The organism is Vibrio sp. 1731 (assembly GCF_033339955.1).
GTDB lineage: Bacteria > Pseudomonadota > Gammaproteobacteria > Enterobacterales > Vibrionaceae > Vibrio > Vibrio alginolyticus.
Window position 1 is genome coordinate 1 of the sequence record NZ_JAWOVO010000073.1, and the last position, 1,552, is coordinate 1,552.

General features: G+C 49.0%; 1 protein-coding gene. It reads right to left on the minus strand.

The window, feature by feature from the left end:
• The coding region (locus tag R7035_RS25225) for a putative bifunctional diguanylate cyclase/phosphodiesterase (protein WP_318146326.1) at positions 1 to 1,552 on the minus strand (1,552 nt) is incomplete at both ends.

Genomic DNA, 1,552 nt, shown 5'->3' on the forward strand with positions numbered 1-1,552 from the left:
ATGGCGTTAACAATGGCGTTGCTGTCGTTGTCGTTAGGCACATCACTGACAAACGAGCGGTCGATTTTCAGTTTGTTGATTGGCAAACCTTTGAGGTACGACAGCGAAGAATAGCCTGTGCCGAAGTCATCCAACGAAATCTCGATTCCGAGTTCACACAGCTGATTTAGCGATGCGATGGACAGTTTTGGATCGATAAGCAAAAAGCTTTCGGTAATTTCCAGCTCCAAGCGATGCGCCGGGAATCCCGTTTCACGAAGGATGGTTTTGAGCTTGTTGATGAAGCGCGACTGTTGCAATTGAAGTGCTGATACATTGACTGCAATTTTGCCAAATTGAACGCCTCTCGCCAGCCAGTCTGTCCCTTGTAAACAGGCGTCTTTGAGGACCCATTCGCCGATGCTTTGAATCAAGCCCGTCTTCTCTGCGATAGGAATAAAATCCGCAGGTGGCACTAAGCCAAATTCAGGGTGTTCCCAACGCACCAAGGCTTCCACACCAATAATTGCGTTTTGCGCGAGGTTGTATTGTGGCTGATACACCAAATGCAGCTGTTCTTTTTCTATCGCTTCATGCAGCGCAGATTGAATACGGACGTGCGATACCGATTTGTCAGTTAAATCCGGAGAGTAGAACGCGTAGCCGTTACGGCCATTTTTCTTCGCCAGATACATTGCGGTGTCGGCGTTTTTTAGCAGCGTTTCACTGTCTTGACCGTCGTTCGGGTAGAGTGCGATACCGATGCTGGTGGAGATCCGCAGCGAATCGTGATTTGCCAGATCGAACGGGCGGCGGAACACGCCCAAAATCGAGCTTAACGTTTCGAGTAACGGAGAATCGCCGTCAATGTCCGGCAGTACGATGACAAATTCATCGCCACCGATGCGAGCCACATGCGCGTTCAGGTGCAAAATGTCTTGCAGGCGAACCGCCAGTTTCGACAACAGTTGATCACCACAGAAATGGCCCATGCTGTCGTTAATGTGCTTAAAGTGGTCGATATCAAGAAACAACGTAGCGAAAGGTTGTTCCATCTCGATGTGCTGTTCCAACAAGCTGATCAAATGGGTTCGGTTGGGTAAGTTGGTCAGCGGATCGTAAAACGCCATGCGTTGCAGTTTCTCTTCGTGCGCTTTGCGCACTGAGATGTCCTCAAACACACAGATGTAGTTAATTAGGTGGTTTTTGTCATCCATTACCGCGCTAATAGTGGCTAATTGCGGGTAAATGCTGCCATCACGTTTGCGGTTGATAAACTCGCCTTTCCATTGACCTTTGGTTTCAAGTTGCTGCCAAAGTTGTTGGTAAAAAGCATCATCATGGTGCCCAGAACGGAGAATGTTGGGGTTCTTCCCAATCACTTCTTCGGCGCTGAATCCGGTGATCTGCGAGAACGCGTTGTTGACATCAATGATATTGGCATTGCTGTCGGTAATGACCATACCTTCTTGCGAGTTGTTGAAGATTTTCGACGCCAACGACAATTGCGTTTCCACCATCTTGCGACGGGTGATGTTGCGCGTCATGCCCCAAATGCCGATCAGGTCACCGG